The sequence below is a fragment of the Nocardia amamiensis genome (assembly GCF_015477605.1).
In the GTDB taxonomy this organism is placed as follows: Bacteria; Actinomycetota; Actinomycetes; order Mycobacteriales; family Mycobacteriaceae; genus Nocardia; species Nocardia amamiensis_A.
The window spans coordinates 27,963-54,325 of sequence record NZ_JADLQX010000034.1; the positions used below are offsets into that span (position 1 = coordinate 27,963).

General features: G+C 68.2%; 2 protein-coding genes. Both read left to right on the top strand.

Translation table 11 applies throughout. The annotated features are described in order from the left end of the window. Positions 1–1,097: 1,097 nt before the first annotated feature. Positions 1,098–25,562 (top strand): non-ribosomal peptide synthetase, encoded by a 24,465-nt coding sequence (locus IU459_RS31030; protein WP_195133152.1) that lies wholly within the window; start codon positions 1,098–1,100, stop codon positions 25,560–25,562. Continuing rightward, a complete protein-coding gene (locus IU459_RS31035; RefSeq protein ID WP_195133153.1) occupies positions 25,556–26,350 on the top strand; it encodes an FkbM family methyltransferase in 795 nt (264 codons plus the stop codon). The genes IU459_RS31030 and IU459_RS31035 overlap by 7 nt, the downstream gene beginning before the upstream one ends. Positions 26,351–26,363 lie beyond the last annotated feature (13 nt).

The following is a 26,363-nucleotide window of genomic DNA, read 5'->3' on the forward strand; positions in this document are numbered from 1 at the left end:
GATCGAGGGTCTGAGATACCTTGCCGAAATTACTCATTGCACCATGGCTCGCTCGGCTCTGCTGGCATGCTGAGCATTTCCGCGACCAGGGCACTCCCGGGCCGGCCGTTGAGCAGCTGGTACGCCAGGTCTCATCGGCACCGTCCCGCGTCGCCCTGGTTCTCGGCCTCGAACGGCGTCCGAGTCCGCAATGGGCCGGCCGATTACGGATACCGAAGCAGCACACGACCTACCGCGTCCCTGCCCACGGAGACCGTTGACACTGTGGATCTCTTGCGCTGAAAAGACTATTCGATGAACGGTATGCCGTCATCGAAAGATATCACCAGGTGTTACGACCTTCCCGCATTGGTCGATCCCGCGTCGAGAAATGGAGTCGACATCGGAAGGGATCCGATATGAACGAGAAAGAGCTCCATCATGATCGCGCGAATGAATAACAGTTGCCAACATATTGCCATAGTCGGCACTATGCACGACTTAGCGCAGTAGGGCGTGTCGATGCGAGGCAACGGTGGCGTGCAGACCGATCGGTACCGATCGCCGGGGCCAAAGCCGCCCATCCGGGGCGGGTTTCGATCCGAACGTAGGATGTACCATCCCGGATAACCGGGTTGACCACTGCAGATCCGCTTGTATCACAGACGGTGTCGCGAACGATATGGACGAGGCACGGTCTAGGCGGGCGGATCCATCGCGGTCATCCCGCCCGAATAGGCATCGAAACGCCCGGCTCGCGCACGAAGCCGGGCGGTCGATATGACTACACTGAGCTTGACTGCTGTCAGATAGCTTGCACCACCTGATCGTTCCTGCGTCACCGCATGTTCAAAAGTCTTGTTTCAGATTTCGAGACGTCGGTAAATGCTGACACACGGGAGGTGTGAGAGTCGCCGTAGAAGTCTTGACAGGGCCCGGTTGCGATTCCGGGCGCGGATGGATCGAGCTGTACGCGGTATCCGGACGGCGCGTCGAGGAGCAGGGGTAGCGCCGTTTCGAAGTAGACAAAGCGCATATACAAGGCAGATTTCGGATGCGGCGAGCCGACGTGCTTCCGCTGCGCTCGCGCGCGTCCGGGTATGAATAGGGGTCATGCGATGAATTCGAAGTCAGACGGAACCGCCGACGGCGATCTGGGACTGATTCCACTCTCGAGGGCGCAGTACGGCATGTGGCTCGCCGACCACATGCCCGGCGGACCGGCTGTCAACATCGCACACTATGTCGAGGTCCGGGGTCCGGTAGATATCGACGCGTTCGCCCGGGCCGTGTACGACGCCGGGCACGAAACCGAGTCCCTCGTGGTGCGGGTGGTCGAATCCGACGGTCGGCCATACCAATTCGTCGACCGCAGCATCGGCTACGACGATCCTGTTCTGGATGTCAGTGATGCGGACGATCCGGTCGCGACGGCGATGGAATGGATGCGCCGGGACTACAACACCAAGGCGGTCGACCTGAGCCGGGACCGGCTCACCGAGACGCGGCTGATCAAGGTCGGCGAAGACCATTACTTCTGGTACGGACGCGCCCACCATCTGGTGATCGACGGCTATGGCGCCTTCAACATCGTCACCCGTATCGCCGAGCACTACAATGCCCTGATCGAGGGCAGGCCGCCGACGCGCTTGGTCGCGGCGAGCTTGCGCGACATCATCGAGGCGGAGCGCACGTATCGCGCCAGCCCCCGGTTCGAGTCCGACAAAGCGTACTGGCTCGACAAGGTCGCGGATATTCCGTCGCCGGTGAGCCTGTCCGGCCGCACCGCGCGGTCGAGCAAAGTCGACCGCGTTGCAGGCTTGCAGCTTCCGTCGCAGTTGTCCGACATGCTCGATCGATTCGCCGACGAGATGGATGCCTCGGCCGCCCAGGTGGTGATCGCCGCGTTTGCCGCGTTTCTCTCCCGGATGACCGGGACCGACGACGTCGTGCTGTCGATGCCGGTGAGCGCGCGCGTGACTAAGCGACTGCGCAATGCCGCCGCGATGCTGGCGAACATGGTGCCGATTCGATTCGCCATCGGCGCGACGACCACTGTGGAAGAGGTGGTCCGCGCGTCGGTGTCGGAGCTCGTCTCGGCCATGCGGCACCAGCTGTACCGGTTCGAAGATCTGCGCCGCGACTCCAACGCGCTGGACGCGTCCGCGAACTCGTTCGGTCCGATCGTCAACATCCTGTTCTTCGACTCGGAGATCCGCCTCGGCTCAGCTGCCGGACGATACCGCGCGCTGACCTCCGGCGTGCTCGACGACTTGCAGCTGAACCTGTACCGCTCCGGTGCGGACGCGCCGCTGCTGATCGAGCTGCACGGAAACGCGAACCTGTACGGACAGGGCGAACTCGAATCGCACGCGGACCGGTTCATCGACTTCCTGTCCCGGCTGATGGAGTCGCCGCGGGACACGCGCATCGCCGACATCCAGCTTGTCGGCCCGGCCGAGGAACTGCGGATCGTCGAGGAACTCGCGGGTCGCGACGGCGAATCCCCTTCTGCGACATTGGTCGATCTGCTCACGCGACAGGCGGCCGCCACACCGTCCGCGGTGGCCGTCACGTCGGGCGCGACCACCCTCACCTACCGCGAACTGGACGAGCGGTCGAACCGATTCGCCCGCAGGCTCATAGCTCTCGGCGCGGGGCCGGAATCGCTGGTCGCCATCGCGATGCCACGCGACGCGGATCTGATCGTCGCCGTGCTGGGCGTGCTGAAATCGGGAGCCGGCTATCTTCCGCTGGATGTGGCCCACCCGGCCGACCGGCTCGAATACGTGCTGAACGACGCCGGTCCGATCGCCGTGGTCACGACCCGGAGCATGCGTGCGCAGGTGCCCGGCGACCCCGGCCGCGTGGTGCTGTTCGACGACGTTCCCGCTACCGGAGACGACGACGCCGCGGATGCGGTCACCGATGCCGATCGGCGGAGCCCGCTGCGTCCCGGCCACCTCGCCTATGTCATCTACACGTCCGGATCGACCGGTCGTCCGAAGGGCGTGTCGATCACCCATCGCGCCGTCGCTACCTACTTGGTGAACTCCTGTGCCGAGATCGGAATTCGCTCCGAGGACGTGTGGACGTTGTTCCACTCGTTCGCCTTCGACTACTCGGTCTGGGAGATCTTCGGCGCGTTGGTCACCGGCGGCCGCGTCGTCGTGGTGGACAGCCTCACCACGCGTTCGCCCGACGAGGTCGTGCGGCTTGCGGCACGCGAGAAGGTGACCGTCTTCAGCCAGACGCCGTCGGCGTTCTACCAGTTCGCGGCGGCCCACCAACGGTATGCGCATGCCGGTGCGCCGGAGGGGGAACTCGCCCTCCGATTGGTCATTCTGTCCGGTGAGGCGCTCAACCCGGCCGGGCTGGCCGACTGGTACGAGCACAATCCGAATCTCCCCGTGCTGGCCAACAGCTACGGGATCACCGAAACGACGGTCTTCGTCACCTACACCGATCTCACCCCGGACGTCGCGGTGCCGGGCGCGCCCAGCACGGTCGGTCCGGCACTGCCGGGTTTGCGGACATATGTCCTGGATGACCGCTTGCGTCCGTGCCCGCTGGGCGCTTGGGGCGAGATCTATGTCGCGGGAGACCAACTCGCTCGCGGCTATCTCAACCGTCCGGCGCTCTCCGCGGGACGGTTCGTCGCCAATCCGTTCGGCACGTCGGGCGAGCGTCTCTATCGCAGTGGAGACGTTGCGCGCTGGAATCACCAGGGCGAGTTGGAATATCGCGGCCGGGCCGACCAGCAGGTGCAGTTGCGCGGGTTCCGGATCGAGCTGGACGAGATCCGCAACGCGCTGCTGACGCACAGCACTGTCTCGGCGGCGGTGGTGGTCGTCCATCTCCCGGGCACCGAAGCAGCCCGGCTCGTCGGATACGTCGTGCCGACCGGCGACGCCACGTGCGCGCCCGACGTCCTGCGCGCACACGTCGGTGCAATGCTGCCGGAATACATGGTGCCGGCGAGCATCGTCGTGATCGACGCGGTACCGCTGACGGTCAACGGCAAAATGGACTACCGGGCGCTGCCCGAGCCGGTGTTCGATTCCGCCGCGGCGTATGTCGCGCCGCGCACGGTGGTCGAGGAGTCGATCGCCGACGTGTTCGCCGAGGTTCTCGGCACGGAGCGGGTCGGCGTGCTGGACAGCTTCTTCGAGCTCGGCGGCAATTCGATCACCGCCACCAGCGCCGCCGTGCGCATCGCGGAGGTCACCCGGTGCGACGTGTCGGTGCGTGACCTGTTCACCAAGCCGACGGTGGCCGAACTCGCCGCGCACATCGAAGACGGGCACCGCTCCGACCGGCCCGTGCTGACAGCGGCGCCGAGACCCGAACCCATCCCGCTGGCACCGGCGCAGAACCGGATGTGGCTGGTCAACCAGGCCGACCCGGACTCGGCGGCCTACAACATTCCCCTCGTGGTGCAGCTGTCCGGACGTCTCAACGCCGAGGCGCTGCGCGCGGCGCTCACGGACGTCATCGATCGGCACGAGTCGCTGCGCACCTGCTACCCCGCCGTGGACGGTACGGGGACACAGGTCATCGTGCCGGCGGAACAGGTCGTCGCCGAACTCGATCTGACCCCGCAGCCGACCGACCCCGACGACATCGCGCACCGGATCCGCGAGCTGTCCTCGAACGGGACGGACTTGCGTGGACGCCCGCCGATCCGGGTCGCGCTGCTGGCGACCGCCGACCGGCGACGGCATGTGCTCGTCGTGGTCCTGCACCACATCTGCTGCGATGGGTCGTCGCTGCGTCCACTCGCGGCCGACGTCGCGACCGCCTACGAGGCGAGGGCGGAAGGCAAGACACCGGACTGGCAGCCCTTGACCGTGCAGTACGCCGACTACAGCATCTGGCATCGCCGCCTGCTGGGCGACGCGGGCGACCCGGATTCGCTCGCGTCACGCCAGTTGCGTTACTGGACAGAGCAACTCGCGGGCATGCCGCCGGTGCTGGAGCTGCCCGCGGATCGCCCGCGCCCGGCCCGCCAATCCATGCTCGGCGACATCGCGGACACCGTGATCCCGGCCGAGACCTTCGCCGGAATCGAGCGGTTGGCCCGCATGGCCGGCGTCACCACCTTCATGGTCGTCCATGCCGCGCTGGCCGTGCTGCTGGCCCGGCTGTCGGGTTCGGCGGACATCACCATCGGAAGCCCGGTCGCGGGTCGTGGCGAGCGGGCGCTCGAGCCGCTGGTCGGCATGTTCGTCAACACCGTGCCGCTGCGCACCGAAGTGCGTTCCGATGAACAGTTCATCGCGTTCTTGGCGCGAGTCAAAGACACCGATGTCGATGCTTTCGCCAACAGCGACCTGCCCTACGAGCGCGTCGTGGAGGAACTGCACCCGAAGCGGTCGATGGCCTACGCGCCGCTGTGCCAGGTGTATCTCGCCTTCGAGAACATGGATCGCGCGAGTTTGGAACTGTCCGAGCTCACGGTCGAACTGCTCGATCCGGGGGCCGAACCGGCGAAGGTGGACATCATCGTCACGGTCGCGGAGAACACCTCCGGCGGTGGCGATGTCGCACTGCGGATCAACTACGCCACCGATCTGTTCGATCGGGAAACGGTCGAGGAGCTGGCCGCGCGGTTGAATCGGGCGCTCGAGACGTTCGTGTCGAATCCGCGGGCGCGAGTGGGGGATGTGGATCTGCTGTCGGGGATGGAGCGACTGGGGTTGGTCCCGGCGTCGGGTGGGCGTGCGGAGGATCCGCGGGTGCTGGCGGAGGTGTTCTCGGTAGGGGATCGGAACGCGCCCGCGGTCGTCTCGGGGGAGCGTGTGGTGTCGTACGGGGAGTTGGACGACTGGTCGAATCGTGTCGCACGGGTGCTGATCGACTGGGGAGTGGGTCCGGGGGATCAGGTCGCGCTGGCGATGGGGCGGTCGGTGGAGTTCGTGGTCGGCGTGTGGTCGGTGGCCAAGGCCGGCGCCGCGTTCGTGCCGGTCGACCCGAGGTACCCGAGCGAGCGGGTGGCGCATATGGTCGCCGACTCCAACGTGGAGGTCGCGATCACGGTCGACGCCGCCCGCTCCCTGCTGCCCGGGCACGTGCGGCAGCTGACCCTCGATGACCCGGCGGTGGACGCTTTCATCGCGGCGCAGTCCTCGGCCGCGGTGACCGACGCGGATCGCCTGCGGCCCTGCCGCATCCTCGATACGGCGTACGTGTTGTACACCTCGGGGTCGACGGGCACGCCGAAGGGCGTGGCGGTCACCCACGAGGGCCTGGCGAACTTCGCGGTCGAGCAGCAAGAACGGTATCGGGTCGATCGCCGGTCGCGGGTATTGCAGGTGGCGGCACCGGGCTTCGACGCCGTGATGCTCGAATTGCTGATGGCCCATGCGAACGGTGCGGTGCTGGTGGTGTCGCCGCCGGAGGTGTTCGCCGGCACGGAGTTGGCGGCTTTGATTCGGGCGCAGCAAGTATCGCATGCGTTTGTGACACCGAGCGTGCTGGCGACGATGTCGCCCGCCGGGTTGGATTCCTTGCAGGTCCTGGTGGCGGGCGGCGAGGTGGTTTCGGCCGAGACCGTGGCGGTGTGGGCGCCGGGACGGCGGCTGCACAACGGGTACGGGCCCACCGAGACCACGATCATGGTCGCCATCAGTGATCCGTTGTGTGTCGGCGACCCGGTCACGATCGGCGGCCCGATCCGCGGCGTCGACGCGGTGGTGCTGGATGCCCGGCTGCGGCCCGTCCCGGTCGGTGTGACCGGCCAGTTGTACGTCTCGGGCGTGCAGCTGTCCCGTGGCTACCTCAACCGCCCTGCCGCCACGGCCGGCACATTTGTCGCCAACCCCTACGGTCCGGCCGGTACACGCATGTACGGCACCGGCGACTTGGCGCGCTGGACCGCCGACCACACCCTGGAGTACTTGGGTCGCACGGATTTCCAGGTGAAGATCCGCGGGCAGCGGATCGAGCTCGGCGAAATCGAAGCCGTCCTCGCCGGACATCCCACGGTGGCGACGGCGGTGGCGGTGGGCGTCAGCACGGACGGCGGATCGCGCCTGGCCGCCTACGTGGTGCCCGCTGACGGCGCCGTCGACCCGGCGAAGCTGCTGAAATACGCCGCGCAACGATTGCCGTCCCACATGGTCCCGGACACGGTGATGGTGCTCGACACGCTCCCGCTGTCGTCGGTGGGCAAGGTGGATCGACGAGCGTTGCCCGAACCCGAGTTCGCTCCGGCCACCGAGTTCGTCGCGCCACGCAACGCGGCCGAGCAGATCGTCGCCGATATCTGCGCGGAAGTCCTCGGCATCGATCGCGTCGGCGTCCTGGACAGCTTCTTCGATCTCGGCGGCAACTCGCTGTCGGCCACCCGGGCGGCGGCGCGGCTGAGCAGCGCGTTCGGCGTCGAGGTACCGCTGCGCGCGATCTTCGAGACGCCGACCGTCGGGGCACTGGCGGACCGCCTGCGCACGGCTGAGGCGGCGGGACGGGAACCGCTCGTCCCACAGGAGCGGCCGGACCGGATTCCGCTCTCGCCCGCTCAGGCTCGGATGTGGTTCCTCAACCAATTCGACACGACCTCCGCGGTGTACAACATTCCGCTGGTCGTCCGGATGTCGGGCGATCTCGACGTGGCCGCCATGCACGCCACGATCGCGGATGTGCTGGAACGCCACGAGGCACTCCGCACCGTCTACCCGGACAGCGACAGCGGACCGCACCAGGTGATCGTTTCGCTGGAGACGGCGCTGTCCCCGTTGACGCCGGTGCCGGTGGCACCGGCCGAGATCGAGGCGCGCATCGCCGCTGCGGTGACGACCGGATTCGACGTCACGTCCGAGGTCCCGATCCGCATCGCGTTGCTGCGCAGCGCACCCGACGAGCACACGCTGGTACTCGTCGTCCATCACATCAGTTTCGACGGGTCGTCGCTCGCGCCGCTCGCCGCGGACCTGATGACCGCGTACAAGGCCCGCGTGCGGCAGCAGGCGCCGCAGTGGGCGCCGCTGCCCGTTCAGTACGCGGATTACACCTTGTGGCAACGGAAGTTGCTCGGCAGCGAGGACGACCCGGACAGTCCGACCGTCGCCCAGACCGAGTATTGGCTCGGCGCGCTCGCCGATCTGCCCGAGGTGCTCGACCTGCCCACCGACCGTCCGCGGCCGGCGAAGCAGTCGTTCCGCGGCGCGACCGTGTCGACGACCCTGCCCGCCGAACTCCATCGCGCGGTCGTCGCGCTGGCCCGCCGCCATGACGCCACCGTCTTCATGGTGATGCACGCGGCGTACGCGGCGCTGCTGGCGCGCCTGTCCGGAACCGGTGACATCGCGGTCGGCACGCCGATCGCCGGTCGCGGCGAGCCCGGACTCGACGGCTTGGTCGGCATGTTCGTCAACACGCTGGTGTTGCGGACCCAGATCGAGCCAGGCGCGTCCTTCCTCCGGATCCTGGATCAGGTCCGGGCCACCGACCTGGCCGCGTTCGAGAACGCCGACATCCCGTTCGAGCGCCTGGTCGAGGTGCTGAATCCGCCGCGCACGACGGCGCACGCGCCGTTGACGCAGGTCGGATTCTCCTTCCAGAACATCGAGATTCCCACCGTCGAGTTCGAGGGCTTGACCGTGTCGACCCAAATGGTCGATCCGAGTGTGGCCAAATACGACGTGCATCTCAATCTCGTCGACGCCTTGGCGCCGGACGGTGAACCGGGCGAGATGGCGGTCGAATTCGGTTACGCGACAGACTTGTTCGACGAAGCGACGATCACATCGATGTTCGAGCGCTACCTGCTGCTGCTGCGTGCGGTGGTCGAGGACCCCGCCCGCGCCGTCGGCGACATCGACTTGCTGACCCCAGCCGAAGCCCGTGAGCTGGCCCGCTACTCGACCGGCGGGACCACACAAGCGCCGGCGATGACGATCGCGGACCTGTTCACCGCGCAGGCGGCAGCCACGCCGGACAGCACGGCGGTGCTCGACGCCGAAGGCGGCGCTCGCCTCAGCTACCACGAGTTCGCGGCCCGGGTGAACTCCCTGGCCCGAGCCTTGATCGGACGCGGTGTCGGCCCGGACACCGTGGTGGCCGTCGCGATGCATCGCTCGGTCGACCTGCTGGTCACGCTGTATGCGATCCATGCGGCGGGCGCGGCCTACCTGCCGCTGGATACGGATCATCCGGTCGAGCGTGTGCGCGCGGTCCTCGCCGCCGCGCGGCCGAGGGCGGTCCTCACCCGTCCGGCCGACCGGGCGAGTCTGCCCGACGACGTGCCGGTATGGGGGCTCGAGGGACTCGCGGCCGAGCGCGCCGACGCGTCGCCGGTGACGGATGCCGACCGGACCCGGCCGCTGCATCCGGCTGATCTGGCGTACGTTATCTACACCTCCGGCTCGACGGGCGAGCCGAAGGGTGTTGCGGTGCCGCATGCCGCGGTCGTGAATCAGCTCCGGTGGATGCGGGAACACTACCGGCTCGGCGGCGACGACATCATGCTGCTGCGCACGCCGGTCACCTTCGACCTGTCGGTCTGGGAGCTGTTCTCCGCGTTGACCTGCGGCGCGACGCTGGTTGTCGCGGGACCGGACGCGCAGCGCGACCCACGCGTCGTGGCCAGGCTGGTGGCCGAACACGGCGTGACGACCGTTGATTTCGTGCCGTCCCTGCTGTCGGCTTTCCTCGAGGTGGCCGCTGCGCACGAGTTCCCGGGGCTGCGGCGGGTGCTGTGTATCGGTGAGGCACTGCCGGCCGAGACCGTCCGGCGCTTCAAGGATCTCAGCGCCGCTCGCATCGACAACTTGTACGGACCGACCGAGGCCGCGGTCAGCGTGACCGCCCACCGCATCGACGCGGTCGACGGCGTCGCGGTGCCCATCGGTGTGCCCGAGGCGAACGTGGTCGTGCACGTGCTGGACTCGCGGCTGCATCCGGTTCCGATCGGCGTGACCGGCGAGCTGTACCTGGGCGGTGTTCAGTTGGCCCGCGGCTACCACGACCGCCCCGGTCTGACGGCGGCGACGTTCGTCGCGGACCCCTTCGGCGACGCGACCGGTTCCCGCCTGTACCGCACCGGCGACCTGGTCCGCTGGGACGAGAGTGGCAGCCTGCGCTATGTCGGCCGCGCCGACACCCAAGTGAAGGTCCGGGGCCTGCGGATCGAACTGGGCGACATCGAGGCAGCGCTCATCGCGCACGAACAGGTGAGCACGGCCGTCGCGCAGGTACGCGCCGACGGTCGCGATGAGCGGCTGGTGGCCTATGTGGTCGCTGCAGAGACATTGGACCCCAAGCAGGTCCGGGCTTTCTTGCTGGACCGGCTCCCCGCCTACATGGTGCCGTCATCGGTGATCCGGATCGATTCGATCCCGCTCACCGCGAACGGCAAGGTCGACTATCGGACGCTGCCGGCACCGGACCCGAGCGATGACCAGACCGAGTACCGCGCTCCGCGAGGGCTCGTCGAGCAGACCATTGCGGCGGTCTTCGGCGAACTGTTCGACCGGCCGGAAATCGGCGCCGATGACAACTTCTTCGACCTGGGCGGCAATTCGCTCATCGCGACTCGCGCGCTGAGCCGCATCGGCGAGGTCGTCGACGTGTCCATCCCGGTCCGCGTCATCTTCGAGGCGCCGACCGTCGCCGACCTCGCCGAGCGCATCGCACGACTGCGCGCGGTGCCGAGCCTTCCCGCGCCGGTCCGGAAACAGCGCCCGGATCGGATTCCGCTGTCGCACGCGCAAACCCGGATGTGGTTCCTCAACCAATTCGATCCGGACGCGCCGGGATACATCGTGCCGCTGGCGATTCGCCTCGAAGGCGTACTCGACCTGGCGGCACTGACTGCGGCCATCGGCGATGTCGTCGAGCGGCACGAGAGCCTGCGGACGGTGTATCCGGCCGTCGACGGCACGCCGGCCCAGGTGGTGCTGGACGCGGCCGATGTCCTCGCCATCTTCGATCTGACGCCGCAGCCGGTCGGTGAGCGAGAGCTGTCCCGGCTGCTGGCGGAGTTCTCCAGCGTCGGTTTCGACGTAGCGAAGAGCGTGCCGGTACGCATAGCGCTGTACCAGCTGTCGGACGAGGCGTGGACGGTCGCGTTGGCCGCGCATCACATCAGCTGCGACGGCTTTTCGGTAGCGCCCCTGGCGGCGGACCTGGTGACGGCCTATCGGGCGCGGTCGGGCGGAAACGCGCCGGACTGGGCGCCGCTTGCCGTGCAATTCGCCGATTACGCCCTCTGGCAGCGCGAGGTGCTCGGCTCGGCGGACGACCCGGCTTCGTACGTCGCCCGCGACATCGCCTATTGGCGAAACCAACTCGCCGGGATACCGGACCTGCTCGAGTTGCCGACCGACCGTCCGCGGCCGGTCGAGCAGACTCAGCGCGGCGCGGTGATCCATGTGGCGATCCCCGGTGAGCTGCAGGGCCGGGTCGAGGCGCTGGCGCGCCGAGCCGGAGCTACCCCGTTCATGGTGGTGCACACGGCGCTGGCGGTGTTGCTGTCGCGCCTGTCCGGCAGCGATGACGTCACCATCGGCGTGCCGCACGCGGGCCGGGGCGACCGGTCGCTGGACAACCTGGTCGGAATGTTCGTCAACACCTTGGTGATGCGCACCCGGATCACCCTCGACCAGAACTTCCTGAGCCTGCTGGATCAGGTGCGGCGCACCGACATCGAGGCCTTCGACCACGCCACCGTTCCGTTCGAGCAATTGGTGGACGCGCTGAACCCGGCGCGGTCGACCGCGCACACGCCGTTGTTCCAGGTGCTGCTCGCCTACCAGAACATGGCGCAGGCGCGCGTCGAACTTCCGGATCTCACCGTCGAGAGCGTGGACCCCGGCGAACGTGCCGCGATCTACGACCTGCTGCTCATGCTGACCGAAGGCCACGGCACGCACAACGAGCCGACCGGCATGACATTGCGCCTGACCTACGCCACGGACCTCTTCGACGAGGACTCCGTGCGGCGCTTCGCCGAGCGATTCATCCGCGTCCTGGACGCCGCCGCGACCGATGCCGAGTCGGCCATCGGTGCGATCGACCTGCTCGATGATGCCGAGCGTCACCAGGTGCTGGAGCGATGGAATGACACCGGAGGCTCCGCCGCACCCGGCCGGACGCTCGTGGACGCGTTCGACGAACAGGTCGCGCGCACTCCGGACAGTCCGGCGTTCTGCCTTCCCGGCGGAAGCGCGGTGACCTACCGGGACTTCGACGCGCAGGTCAATCGTCTGGCCCGATGGCTCATCGCGCGTGGCGCCGGACCGGAAACTATTGTGGCCGTGGCCATCCAAAGGTCAGCCGAGCTGATCACAGCGGTGTACGCGGTGGTGAAAGCGGGAGCCGCGTTCCTGCCCATCGACCCGGATCACCCGAGCGCACGGATCGCGAACGTACTGAACACGGCACAGCCGCTGCTGGTGCTCACCACATCCGCCGATGGCGAGGCTCTGCCCGATACCTGCGCGTCGGTTGCGATCGATCAGCTGGACGTCGCCGCGCTGCCCGATGGACCGATCGCGGACGCGGAGCGGCGTGCGCCGCTGCGGCCGGACAACGTCGCCTACGTGCTGTTCACCTCCGGCTCCACCGGCGTTCCGAAGGGCGTCGCGCTGACCCACGCCGCGACTATGAGCCAGTTGGCGTGGGCGCAGCAGCAGTGGCCGCACGACGCCTCCGACACGGTGCTGCACAAGACTCCGATCACGTTCGACATCGCCGTGTGGGAATTGTTCTGGCCGTTGCAGACCGGCGCGAACATCGTCGTCGCCGAGCCCGGCGGGCATCGGGATCCGGCGTATCTGGCCGACGTCATCGCGCGTCACCAGATCACCACGGTGCACTTCGTCCCGTCGATGCTCGACGTTCTCCTCGAGTCCATCGCCGCCCGGCTGTCGTCGGTGCGGCGGATATTCGTCGCGGGTGAGGCGCTGGCGCAGCGGACGGTCGACGCCGCCGCGCGAGTGTTCGGGAACGCGGACCTGGTGAACTGGTACGGACCGGCGGAAGCGGAGGTCGTCACGGCTCAGCGGTGCGAGCCCGGCGCGACAACCACGACGGTTCCGATCGGTGCACCGGCGTCCGGGATGAAGGTGTACGTCCTCGACTCGCGGTTGCGTCCGGTGCCGGTCGGTGTCGTCGGTGAGCTGTACGTTTCGGGCGTCCAGTTGGCGCGCGGTTACCACGCGCGTGCCGACCTCACCTGCGGCGCCTTCGTCGCGCACCCGTTCGGCGCCGAGGGCGAGCGCCTCTACCGCACCGGCGACCTGGTCCGCTGGCGCGCGGCCGGCGAGCTGGAGTACCTGGGCCGCAGCGACTTCCAGGTGAAAGTGCGCGGCCAGCGGGTGGAACCGGGTGACATCGAAGCCGCACTGCATGCGATTCCGCAGGTCGCGCGCGCGGTGGCGATCGCGACGGCGGAACGGATCGTCGGCTACGTGACGCTGCGGCCGGGCGCGGTGATCGATGGCCGCGCGATACACGAGCAGCTCACCCACACGCTGCCGCCCTATCTGGTTCCCGATGGCGTCCACGTGCTCGATGCCATGCCGCTGAACGCGAACGGCAAGCTCGACCGCGCGGCACTGCCACAGCCGGTGTTCGACAGCGGCGAGGAGTTCGTGCCGTCGCGAACCGAGCGGGAGGCGGTGCTCGCGCGTCTGGTCGCGGAGCTCACCGGCGCCGATCGCGTGAGCGTTACCGCGAATGTCTTCAAAATCGGTGTCAATTCGCTCTCCGCGGCGCAGCTCGCGGCGCGTGCCCAGGCAGCCCTCGGCGTCAGCGTCGGAATCCGTGACATTTTCGACGCACCGACGATCGCCGGACTGGCCGAACGGATCGCGACGCGAACCCATTCCGCGGTCCTGCCGCTCACCCCACGGCCACGGCCTGCGGCCATCCCGCTGGCGGCAGCGCAGCGACGGATGTGGTACCTCAACCAGCTCGACACCGACTCGGCGGCATACAACATCTGTTTCGCGGCGAGGTTGACCGGCCCGCTGGACATCGACGCACTGCAGGAGGCGTTCCGCTACGTGGTGACCCGGCATGAGCCGTTGCGGACCGTGTATCCGGCGGTCGACGGCGAACCGTGCCAGGTCGTGCAGGATGCCGCGGCGATGACCGCGGACGTGGTGCTCGACCCGGAGCCGGTCGGTGGCGAAACGGAACTGGCCGATCGGATCCACACTGCCGTCGCGACGGGATTCGACATCGCACATGCGGTGCCCGTGCGGGCGCGGCTGTATCGCACCGCGGCCGACGACCACGTGCTGGTGCTCGTGGTCCATCACATAGCGGCGGACGGCTCGTCGATGGCGCCGCTGGCCCGCGACGTGTTCGCCGCCTACCAGGCGCGGGTGAGTGGCCACGCACCGCAGTGTGAACCGCTGGGCGTCCAGTACGCCGATTACGCGCTGTGGCAGCGGGAGATGCTGGGCTCCGAGGACGACCCGGCATCGCTGATCGCGCGCCAGATCCGGTACTGGAGCGAGGCCCTCGGCGACGCGCCGGAACTGCTCGGCTTGCCGACGGACCGGCCGCGGCCCGCCACCATCTCGACAGCCGGCGGCAACGTCCGCTTCGAACTGCCCGCTCGGCTGCACGACGACATCGTGCGGCTGGCACACCGCGAGGGCGTCACCGTGTTCGTCGTGCTGCACGCGGCATTGGCGATTCTCCTGGCGCGCACCGCGCACAGCGACGACATCTCGGTGGGCACCCCCGTCGCCGGCCGCGGCAGGCCGGAGCTGGACGATCTGGTCGGCATGTTCGTCAACACGGTGGTGTTGCGCACCCGGGTCCACGACGACCGCTCGTTCCGCGAATTGCTGGCCGAGGTACGCGACGTCGACCTGGAAGCCCTCGCGCATGCGGACCTGCCCTACGAACGACTGGTCGACGTCCTCGGCCGTCCGCGTTCGACGGCGTATTCGCCGCTGTACCAGGTGATGTTCGGGTTGCAGAACACCCGCCCGGCCCGGTTCGAGCTGCCCGGTGTCGGAGTCGAACTGCTCGATCCGGGTATCGCGCAGGCGAAGGCCGACCTCATGGTGTTGCTGACCGAGCGCGTGGATGGCGCTCGACCCACTGGTATCGATGGCGAAATCATCTATGCCACCGACCTTTTCGTGGAATCAACCGCGACGTCGATAGCGCAGAGGTTCGTCCGCGTCCTCGAAGCGGTCACCTCCGATCCGGGCCGCCCGATCGGCGCGATCGGGCTGCTGAGTGCCGAGGAGACCGAGCAACTGGTCCCGGCGAAGGGCGGCGACGCCGCGCAGCCTTGCTTGCTGCCCGATCTGCTGGCCTCGGCCGTGGCGGCCGATCCCTCGGCGGTCGCCCTGATCGGCGAGGCCGAGACGCTCACCTACGGGGAACTCGACCGTCGGGCCAACCGGCTCGCCCGTCAGCTGCTCGCTCGAGGTGCGCGGCCGGGAGTGTGCATCGCGCTGGCCGTGCCACGGTCGGTCGACTACCACGTCGCGATGTGGGCGATAGCGAAGACCGGCGCGACGTTCGTCCCAGTGGATCTGCGGTATCCGCTCGAGCGAATCGCGCACATGGTGCACGATTCCGGTGTCGAGGCCGGGATCACGCTCGCGGCCGCACGCGCGTCGCTGCCGGACGGCGTCGCATGGCTGGTGCTCGACGATCCGCATTCGGCCAACGAGATCGCCGCTGAAGCCGACCACTCGATCACGGACGCGGATCGTGGTCGCGCCCTGCGAGTTCAGGACGCGGCGTATGTGATCTATACGTCCGGATCGACTGGAACGCCGAAGGGCGTCGTGGTCACGCACGAGGGGTTGGCGAACTTCGCGGCCGAGCAGCGTGAGCGCTACCGGGTGGACGCCGCCTCGCGGGTGCTGCAGGTGGCCTCGCCCGCCTTCGACGCGGTCCTGCTGGAAGCGTTGATGGCGCATGCCGCCTGCGGGTCGTTGGTCGTGTCGCCACCGGAGGTGTTCGGCGGCCCCGACCTGGCCGAGTTGATCCGCAGGCATCAGGTGTCGCACGCGTTCCTGACACCGAGTGTGCTGGCGACAATGTCGCCTGCCGGTCTGGAGTCGGTGCGGATGCTGGCGGTCGGCGGCGAGATGGTGCCCGCGGACCTGATCGCCGCCTGGGCGCCGGGACGACAGCTGCACAACATCTACGGTCCGACCGAGACCACGATCGTGATCACGATGAGTGACCCGGTGCGGCCTGGTGAACCGATCACGATCGGCGGTCCGATCCGGGGCGCGGAAGCGATTGTTCTGGACGCGCGGTTGCGTCCGGTGCCGATTGGGGTCGCGGGAGAGCTGTACCTGTCGGGTGTTCAGCTGGCGCGGGGATACCTGAACCGGCGCGCCACGACGGCGGCCGCGTTCGTCGCGAATCCCTACGGTGAGCCCGGTTCCCGGATGTATCGCACCGGCGACATCGTCCGCTGGAACGCGCGGTCTGCACTGGAATACGTCGGCCGCAGCGACTTCCAGGTCAAGATTCGCGGACAGCGCATCGAACTCGGCGAGATCGACGCCGCCCTGCTCACCCATCCGCGGGTGGCCGCCGCGGTGACCGTGAGCCGCCGCGGACCCGGCGGGCAGCCGGTGCTGGCCGCGTACATCGTGCCGGAACCGGGAACGGTCGTGGAACCGAGCGCCGTGCTCGATCACGTCGCCGCGGCTCTGCCCGCGCACATGGTGCCGTCGACGGCCACCGTGCTCGACCGCATGCCGATCACCTCGACCGGCAAGGTGGATCGGAAAGCGCTGCCCGAACCGGTGTTCCAGCCCGCGGAAGACGATGCCGTCGCGGCGGAGACCGACCTGGAGCGTACGATCGCGGCCGCGTTCGCGGACGTGCTCGGCATCGCGTCGGTGGGGGTGACCACCTCGTTCTTCGCGCTCGGCGGTGATTCCATCCTGTCGATCCAGTTGGCGTCGCGGCTGAAGTCGGCCGGTGTCATCGTCACCGCCCGCGACATCTTCGAGCACAAGACGGTTCGGGCACTGGCCGCCGTGGCCGGCGCCGCGGAACGGGTCGCGCTCGAGGAACTGGCCGGCGGCGGCGTGGGCGAAATCCCGTTCACCCCCGTCGTTTCCTGGTTCACCGAGCGGCTCGGGCCTGCACCGCGATTCGCCCAGTCGATGCTGGTGCGCTTGCCAGGTGACGCGTGCGTCGACGAGGTGACATCGACCGTGCAAGCCGTGCTCGATCAGCACGACATGCTGCGCTCGCGGCTGCGCGCACAACGGCTCGAGGTGCTGCCCGCGAGCACCGTCGACGCCGCTGATTCGGTGCTGACCCGCACCTTCCGCACGGACGAGGCGCCGGGCACCGACGCGTTCACCGCTGTACTGGAATCGGCGCTCGCCGAGGCCTCCGCCCGCCTCGACCCGGCGGAGGGCAGGATGGTGCAGGTCGTGTGCCTGCTTCCGGAATCGGGGGCGGACGCCGATGCCCGCGCTCTCATCGTGATCCACCACCTGGCTGTCGACGCGGTGTCCTGGCGGATCTTGATCCCGGATTTCGCGGCTGCCTGGCAGCAGGTCACCCAGGGACGAGCGGTCGAGCTGCCCGCACCGGGCACCTCGATGCGGCGCTGGGCGCACGCGTTGGCCGACGCCGCCGCGGCCCGCGCCGATGAGCTCGAGCTGTGGCAGCGGATGAGCGGGGCGGACGATCCGCTGCTCGGCCGCGCGGCATTGGATCCCGCCGTCGACACCCAGTCGACCGTCCGTCATCTGACGGTGTCCCTCCCTGCGGACGTGACCTCGGCGTTGCTCGACGCGGTGCCCACGGCGATCCGCGGCAGCGTCGACGACGCGCTGCTGGCCGGTCTGACCATGGCGCTGACGCGCTGGCGCAGTCGGCGTGGTATCGCGCACGCGGGCATGAAAGTCCTGTTGGAAGGCCATGGGCGCGCGGAGCAGATCGCCGAAGGAGCAGACCTGTCCCGCACGGTGGGCTGGTTCACCAACACCTACCCGGTTGCGCTCGATCTGAACGGCATCGCGGCGGCGGACCCGCGCGCGGCGGCGAAGTCCGTGAAAGACCAGCTGCGCGACATCCCCGACAAGGGGATCGGCTACGGTCTGCTGCGTTATCTGAACACCGAGACGGCCGACCGGCTTTCCGCGCTGCCGGAGCCGCAGATCAGCTTCAACAATCTGGGCCGCGTCGGCGTCGATCTCGCGTCACTGTCCGACCTCGCGTGGATTCCGACCGACGAGCAGTTCGACCGGCGTGCCGCGTTCGATCCGGACATGCCCGCGGCAGCGGTGGTCACGATCGATGTGAACGTCGTGGATACGGCGGCCGGACCGCAGCTGTCGGCGCACGTCGGATTCGCCTCGCGGTTGCTCGATCACGACGAGGTAGCCGAACTCGTCGACGAGTGGGTCGACGCCGTCACCGGGATCGCCGCCGCGGCCCGGGCGGACGACGACTGGGGATTCTCCCGGTCCGACGTGCCGCTCGTCGACGTCACGCAGTCCGACCTGGACGCGTTCGCCGACCGGTACGGAACGCTGACCGACGTATGGTCACTGGCGCCGCTCCAGGCAGGACTGCTCTTCCACGCCGAACTCGCGGCAGGCGAAATCGACGTCTACACCGCGCAATCGGTGCTCGGCCTGTCCGGTGTGGTCGAGGAGGACCGGCTCGAACGGTCGGCGGCGGCGCTGCTCGCGCGGCATACCAACCTGCGCGCCGCCTTCGTCCGGACGGCCGACGGCGTTCCCGCGCAGGTCGTTCCGGCCGCGACCGCCGTGCCGTGGCGAAGAGTCGACCTGACCGGCAGCACGATGACGGCGGACGAGCTGATCGCCGCCGAGCGTGCGGTTCCATTCGATCCCGCCGATCCGCCGCTGCTGCGGTTCCTGCTCATCGTGGTGGCGCCACAGGACTACCGGCTGGTGCTGACCGCCCACCACTTGCTGCTGGACGGCTGGTCGCTGCCGCTGCTGTGGCGCGAGCTGATCGGCTTGTACGCCGTGGGCGCCCGGACCGACCTGTTGCCCGCCGCCGCGTCGTACCGCACGTATCTGGAGTGGCTGGATCGGCGTGAGTTGTCCACCGGCGTCGAGGTGTGGCGCGACGTGCTGCGCGACTTCACCGAACCGACGCTGGTCGCCGATTCGCGCACCGATACGACGGTCGACATCCCGGTCGACCTGGAGGTCGTGCTCGATCGCGCCGTCACGGCCGAGCTGGTGGAGTTCGCTCGGGCAAGAGCGGTCACGATGGCGACGATGGTGCAGTTCGCCTGGGCAACGGTCCTGGGCAATCTGCTCGGCACCGAACGCGTGGTGTTCGGTAGCACCGTCTCGGGCCGTCCCGCCGACCTGCCGGGCGTGGAGTCGATGATCGGCCTGTTCATCAACACGATTCCGGTCGCAGCGCAGGTACGCCGGGATTGGACCATCGAGGACGCGCTGAACCGGTTGCAGGCCGACAACACCCGCCTGCTCGACCACCACGACGTCGAACTGTCCCGCATCCTGGCGGCCGCGGGCACTGCCCAGCTGTTCGACACCCTGGTCGTCTTCGAGTCGTATCCGGTCGACAGCAGCGGACTGGGCGACGCGGATATCGACGGTATGCGCGTGGTCTCGTCGGACGGAAGCGACGCAGCGCATTACCCGATCACCGTTCAGGCGCACCAAACCGACGAGTTGCACGTCAGGATCCGCTACCAGAGGGCCCGCATCGATGACCGGACGGCGTCGGGGCTGGCCGCGCGTTTGGAGACCGTGCTGCGCACCATCACGTCCGATCCGCGGTCGCGGCTGGGTACGGTCGACCTGTTGTCCGCCGCCGAGCGGCGTGATCTGGTGCCCGCTTCGGGCGGCCGTGCCGAGGCACCGCGCGTGCTGGCGGAGTTGCTGTCCGCCGGTGTGACGGTGAATCCTGCTGCGCCAGCCGTCGTTGCGGGTGAGCGCACGCTGTCCTACGTCGAGTTGGACGCCTGGTCGAATCGTGTCGCGCGAGAGTTGATCGACCGGGGTTTTGGTCCGGGCGATCAGGTCGCGTTGGCGATGGCCCGGTCGGTGGAATTCGTGGTCGGCATGTGGGCGGTGGCCAAGGCGGGCGCGGCATTCCTCCCGATCGATCCGCGGAATCCGGCCGAGCGCGTCCTGCACATGGTGGCGGACGCCGAGGTGCGCGTCGCGCTCACGGTCGAGTCGTCCCGGAAGCTGCTGCCGGACTCGGTCCTGGCACTGGTTCTGGACGACCCGGACACCCAGAAGCCGATCGCGGCGCGATCGTCTACCGCGGTGACCGACGCGGAACGGGTACGGACTCCGCACGTCCGGGATACCGCCTACGTTCTCTACACCTCGGGGTCGACCGGAATGCCGAAGGGCGTCGCGGTAACTCATGAGGGCTTGGCTAATTTCGCTGCGGTACAGCGTGATCGGTTCGGCGTCGCCAACGGCTCGCGAGTACTGCAAGCGGCTGCTCCGGGGTTCGACGTGGTGGTTCTCGAGGTCCTGCTGGCCCATGCGAACGGCGCTGTGCTGGTCCTGCCGCCCTCGGACCTGTTCGGCGGCCCGGAGTTCGCGGAATTGATTCGGGCGCAGCGCGTCTCGCACGCGTTCATCACACCGAGCGTGCTGGCGACGATGTCGCCCGATGGACTGGACTCGTTGCGGGTGCTGGTCGCCGGAGGCGAGGCGGTGACACCGGAAACGGTCGCCGTGTGGGCTCCGGGCAGGCAACTGCTGAACGGGTACGGGCCGACCGAAACCACCATCTTGGCTGGGATCAGTGAACCGCTGCACCCCGGTGAGGTCGTCACGATCGGCGGTCCGATCGGCGGCGTCGAGGCCGTCGTGTTGGACGCGTGGTTGCGGCCGGTACCGGTCGGCGTGGTGGGGGAGTTGTATCTCGCGGGTGTGCAACTGGCCCGCGGGTATGTGAACCGGCCCGCGGTGACGGCGGGTGCGTTCGTGGCGAATCCGTTCGGCGCGGCGGGCTCGCGCATGTACCGCACCGGCGATCTCGCCCGCTGGACACCCGAGCACACCGTGGAATACCTCGGCCGCAGTGATTTCCAAGTCAAGATTCGCGGTCAACGCATCGAACTCGGTGAAATCGAAACCGTCCTCGCCGGACATCCCGGCGTGGAACACGCCGTCGTCGTGTTGCGGAAGGACGAGCGCGGTATCGATCGGCTCGTCGGCTACCTCGTCGGCGACGAGGAGGTGGATCCGCACGAGGTCAGGAGCGCGGCGCGGCTGCGGTTGCCCGCGCACATGGTGCCCGACGCCTGCCTGGTGCTCGGCGAACTCCCGCTCACCAGGACGGGCAAGCTCGATCGGCTGGCGCTTCCCACACCGGAATTCTCCGAGGGCCGGGAGTGGATCGCGCCGCGGACCGAGGCCGAGCAACGCGTCGCCGACGTGTTCGCCGCTGTTCTGGGCGTCGAACGGGTCGGAGCGGCCGACAGCTTCTTCGACCTCGGCGGCAACTCGCTGTCGGCGACCCGGGTCACCGCACAGCTGGGGACGGCGCTCGGCGTGAGCATCAGCGTCCGCGACCTGTTCGAAGCATCGACCGTCGCCGAGTTCGCCGCACGTCTGGCGAGTTTCGAGCGGCGGGCTCGGGCGCAGCTGCGGCCACGCACCCGGCCCGCTATGGTGCCCTTGTCGCTGGCACAGCAGCGGATGTGGTTCCTCAACCAGCTGGACACTTCGATCGGCGCGTACAACATTCCGCTGGTGATCCGGCTGAAGGGCGAGCTCGATCTCGACGCGTTGCAGCGCGCGTGCGAACTGGTCGTCGACCGGCACGAGTCGCTGCGGACCAAATTCCCGATGACCGACGGAAAACCGCATCAGGTCGCGGTCTCTGCCGGCGAGGTCGTGCCCGCACTCACGGCGGTCAGGATCGACGAGGAGCAACTCCTGCCGCGGGCGGTCGCCGCGGTCTCGGCGAGCTTCGACGTGACACAGGCGCCCCCGCTGCGCATGGAGCTGTTCCAACTCGATGCCACCGAGCACGTTCTGGTGATCGCCGTGCACCACATCTGCGCCGACGGACAGTCCATGATGCCGCTCGCGCGGGACGTGGCGCTGGCCTACCAGGCGAGCAGACAAGGGACGGAGCCGATGTGGCCGGTCCTCCCGGTCCAGTACGCGGACTACACACTGTGGCAGCGCGAAGTGCTCGGCGACGAACACGATCCGGCCTCGGTCATGTCCCGGCAGTTGCGCTTCTGGACCGACACCCTCGACGGGCTGCCCGAACTGCTCGAACTGCCGACCGATCTGCCCAGGCCGCCGGTGGCGTCCATGCGCGGCAGCACGGTGGATTTCGAGATTCCCGCCGCGGTGCAGGCCCGGATCGGCGCGATCGCACGGCAGTCGAACGCGACGGCGTTCATGGTCCTGCACGCCGCGTTTACCGTGTTGCTGTCCAGGCTGGCAGGCGTCGACGATGTCGCGGTGGGCACCCCGGTGGCAGGCCGCGGGGAACGCGAACTCGACGATCTGATCGGCATGTTCGTCAACACGCTCGTATTGCGGTCGCGGGTGTCGTCGCGGCAGTCGTTCACCGAATTGCTCGCCGCAACGCGCGAAACGGACCTGGCCGCGTTCGCGCACGCGGACGTGCCGTTCGAGCAAGTGGTCGAAGCGGTGAATCCGCCACGGTCCACCGCGCATCTTCCGCTGTATCAGGTGACGATCGACGTCCAGAACTCCAGCAAGGCCGCGTTGGAGCTGCCGGGGCTAACGGTCGAGCGGGTGGAGAACGGGTTCGAGCCGGCGCAGGCCGATCTGAACGTGGCGCTTGTCGAGCGGCTCGGTGACCAGGGTCGTCCGGAGGGCATCGTGGGCCGGCTCACCTACGCCACCGATCTCTTCGTCGAAGAGACGATGACTCGGTTCGCGCAGTCGTTCGTACGGATTCTGGAAGAGGTGACCGCGAACCCGGAGATCGCCATCGGCGATATCGACCTCGTGGGTCCGGCACAGCGGCGCGAACTGCTCGACGCGTCCGGCAACGATGGCGTCGCGGTCCCGGAGACGACACTCGCGGAGCTGTTCGCCGCCATCGCCGCCGCACAGCCGGAAGCGGTCGCGGTGGCCGATGGGCAGTCGCGGCTGACCTATGCGGAGCTGGATCGGCGCGCTGACGCGGTGGCCGCTCGCCTCGCCGGACACGGCGTGGGACCGGATGCGCTGGTGGCAGTGGCGTTGCCGCGCTCGATCGAGTTGATCGTGGGTCTGGTCGGCGTCGTGCGAGCCGGTGCGGGATACCTGCCGCTGGATGTGTCGTACCCGCCGGAGCGCTTGCGGTTCATCCTCGATGACGCGGGCCCTGCGGCGGTGTTGACGTCGGCCGAGATCGCCGCGGCGGTACCGGAATTCGCGGCACCTGTCGTGCTCATGGAGGATTGCGCAGAGTCCGCAAGCGGTTCCACGGCAACGAAGTCCGCTGCGCGGCCGGGCAACGTCGCCTATGTGATCTACACCTCCGGCTCGACCGGCCGCCCCAAGGGGGTGACGGTCAGCCATCGGGAAGCGGTCACGTTGTTCACGAACGCGGCCGAGCGGTTCGATGTCGGTCCCGATGACGTGTGGACGATGTTCCATTCTTACGCCTTCGATTTCGCGGTGTGGGAAGTCTGGGGCGCGTTGCTCACCGGTGGCAAGGTGGTCGTCGTCGACTACGAAACCTCCAGATCGCCCGAGGCGTTCGTGGATGTCGTGGCACGAGAGCGCGTGACGGTCCTGAGTCAGACGCCCTCGGCGTTCTACGGATTCGCCGAGGCGGAGCGTCGATACCGCGAATCCGGTTGCCCTGCTGGCGAACTCGCCTTGCGTTACGTCGTCTTCGGTGGCGAAGCGCTGGACGCGTCGCGGTTGAGCGGGTGGTTCGCCGCGCACTCGCCGGGCTCGCCGCGACTGGTGAACATGTACGGGATCACCGAGACCACAGTGCATGTGACGTTCTCGGAGGTCACGCAGGCCGGGTCGGCCGGGATCGGGACGCCACTGCCGGGGTTGCGGGTGTACGTCCTCGACGACCGGTTGCGGCCGGTGCCGATCGGAGCCGTCGGCGAGATCTATGTGGCCGGTGGGCAACTCTCGCGTGGTTACCTCGGCGCTCCCGCGCTGACCGCGGGACGATTCGTGGCGAACCCGTTCGACCCGCGAGGCACCCGGTTGTACCGATCGGGAGACGTGGGCCGGTGGCGGAAGTCCGCGAGCGGACTGGAGTTGCTGTACGTGGGCCGCGCCGACGCGCAGGTACAGCTGCGCGGTTTCCGGATCGAGCTGGGTGAAGTGGAGTCGGCACTGCTGCGCCATCCGCACGTCGCGCAGGCCGCGGCCGCGGTGCACCACCACGAACGCGGCGTGGATCAGCTGGTCGGATACGTCGTCGGCGTCGACGGCCAGCGGATTGATCCTGGCGAAGTCCGGCAAGCCGCTGCTCAGGTCCTGACGAGTTACATGGTGCCCTCGGCGATCGTGGTCCTGCCCGAGCTGCCGCTGACGGTCAACGGCAAACTCGACCGAAAAGCACTGCCTCTGCCCGATTTCGAGGACTCGGCGAGCGCGTTCACCGCGCCGCGGACCCACACGGAGAAGACGATCTGCGACGTTTACGCGCAGGTTCTGGGCGTCCAGCGGGTCGGAGCGTCGGACGGGTTCTTCGACCTGGGTGGCAATTCGCTGCTGGCGACGATGGTGGTGACCGAGTTGCGTGCCCGCGGCGTGACGATCGCGTTGCCGTGGATGTTCGACGACGCGACGCCGATGGCGCTCGCGAGCCGGGCAGACGGCGCCGAGGGCGGCTCCGGTCTGCAAGTGCTGCTTCCGCTGCGCGCGAACGGCCCGAAGCGCGCGGTATTCGCCGTGCACCCCGCAGGCGGTTTGGCCTGGTTCTACGGCGGACTGGTCGAGCATCTGCACAAGGACCGGCCGATCTACGGTCTGCAGGATCCCCACGTGGTGGCGGGCGAACCGCGTGCGCAGTCCGTGGCCGAACTGGCGGAACGCTATGTGGCTGAGATCCGCCGAGTACAGCCCACCGGTCCGTATCACCTGGTCGGCTGGTCATTGGGCGGGACGATCGCACACGCCATCGCGGTGCGGCTCCAGCGCGATGGCGAGCAGGTCGGCACGCTGGCCATGATGGACAGCGCCGTCGGCACACCGGAGGCCCTGGCCGAGGCGATGATCACCACCGCGGACGAGGCCGCGCCGGGCGAACTGATGGCAGACCTGCTCGGCGGGTGGCGTGAGCTGTTCGACCTCGGCGCCGACGTGACAGCCGACACCGACGAGCAGGCGTGGGCTGTCATCCGTGATCAGGTCACCGGGACCGGGATGTTCACCGCCGACCAGGTCGATCGGGTCATGGAGAGCTTCGAGACCGCGAGCGGCATCGCCCAGGACTACCGGCCGGAAGTCTTCGACGGAGACCTGGTCTTCTTCACCGCAGGAAAAGACCGCGTCGACCACGACGCCGTCGTGCAGACGTGGCGACCTTTCATTACCGGCGAGCTGCACAACACGGTCGTCGAAGCACGTCATCTCGAGTTGACCCATCCGTACGCACTGGCCGTCATCGGCCCGATCCTCGAAAGGTTCATGAACGAATGCTGACGACTCTCCAGCAATTCCAGCAACTCCGGCTCGACGACGGCAGGACGGTGGCCTGCACGAGTCCGGCCGAGGCGCGGATGCTGTGGGGCGAGATGTCGACGGACGGGTTCTATCGGCGTGCCGCCGCGCGGTTGCGACCGGGGGACATCGCACTAGATATCGGCGCGAATATCGGACTCAGCGCGATGATGTTCGCCGACACCTGCCCCGGCGTCCGGGTGATCGCCGCAGAGCCGGCTCCGATGACGTTCGATTGCCTGGAGCGCAATGTGGACACTTACGTCCCCGACGGCGTGCCACTGCAGGTTGCCGTCGGAGCGGCGCCAGGGGTTGCCGAGTTCACCTGGTACCCGCGGGCATCGGCGAATTCGGGTTTGTACGCCGACCGCGAAGCCGACGACGAGGCAACCGCGATCTATCTGCGTAACAGCGGCCTGAACGACGAGGCAATCGCACTCATCACCGACGGGCTGCACGAGGGCGAGGAAATAGACGTCGAGATCACCACTGTTTCGGCAATATTGGCCGAGCACGGTCCAACGGCCGAGATCGGGTTGCTCAAGGTCGACGTCGAGCGGGCGGAGTTGGACGTCCTGCGTGGTATCGCGGAAGCAGACTGGCCACGTATCCGCGCCGTCGTCGCCGAGGTCCACGACCGCGACAACCGGCTGGCACAGTTCTGCGAACTGTTGCGTCTGCACGGCCTGCCCGCGCGAACCCGGCAGGACCCGAGCCTGGCCGGAACCGAACTGCACGAGGTCTATGCCGTCAGGTCGACAGACAATTGACTCGTCCCGTTTC

Excerpts from the sequence above, each read along its gene's own strand:
- IU459_RS31030 (WP_195133152.1), top strand. The coding sequence starts at position 1,098 with ATGAATTCGAAGTCAGACGGAACCGCCGACGGCGATCTGGGACTGATT.
- IU459_RS31035 (WP_195133153.1), top strand. The coding sequence starts at position 25,556 with ATGCTGACGACTCTCCAGCAATTCCAGCAACTCCGGCTCGACGACGGC.